Source organism: Mycobacterium sp. E3305 (assembly GCF_001666785.1).
Lineage (GTDB): Bacteria > Actinomycetota > Actinomycetes > Mycobacteriales > Mycobacteriaceae > Mycobacterium.
Map to the genome: position 1 here is coordinate 1 of NZ_LZJA01000135.1, position 749 is coordinate 749.

1 protein-coding gene is annotated in these 749 nt (G+C 70.9%); it reads left to right on the forward strand.

Annotated elements, in window-relative coordinates; genetic code table 11:
• Positions 1-749: VWA domain-containing protein (locus tag A5701_RS12760; protein WP_067753563.1), on the forward strand; the 749-nt coding region annotated here is incomplete at both ends.

Genomic DNA, 749 nt, shown 5'->3' on the forward strand with positions numbered 1-749 from the left:
GCGTGGTTCTTCCTGTTCCTGCTGGCCGTTCTGCTGGTCCTGGGCATCTACGTCGTGCTGCAGTTCGCCCGCCGCCGCCGCGTCCTGCGGTTCGCCAACATGGAGGTGCTGGAGCGGGTCGCGCCGGCGCGCCCCAGCCGCTGGCGGCACGTGCCGACGATCCTGTTGGCCACGTCGCTGGTGCTGCTGACCACCGCGATGGCCGGGCCGACGTCCGACGTCCGGATCCCGCTCAACCGGGCGGTCGTGATGCTGGTGATCGATGTCTCGGAGTCCATGGCCTCCACCGACGTCCCCCCCGACCGGCTGACCGCCGCCAAGGTGGCCGGCAAGCAGTTCGCCGACGAGCTGACGCCGGCCATCAACCTGGGGCTGGTGGAATTCGCGGCCAACGCGTCGCTGCTGGTCTCCCCGACCACCAACCGCGAGGCGGTGAAGGCGACGATCGACGCGCTCAAGAAGCTCGACTTCGCCGACAGCACGGCCACCGGCGAGGCCATCTTCACCGCCCTGCACGCGGTGAGCGCCCTGGCCATCACGGGTGGCGACACCCCGCCCCCGGCCCGCATCGTGCTGCTGTCCGACGGCGGGGAGAACAAGCCGTCCAATCCCAGCGACCCGCACGACGGGGTCTACACGGCGGCGCGGCTGGCCCGGGACGAGGGGGTGCCCATCTCGACGATCTCGTTCGGCACCAAGACCGGCGAGATCGAGATGGACGGGCAGCGCGTGGCCGTCCCGGTTTCGAC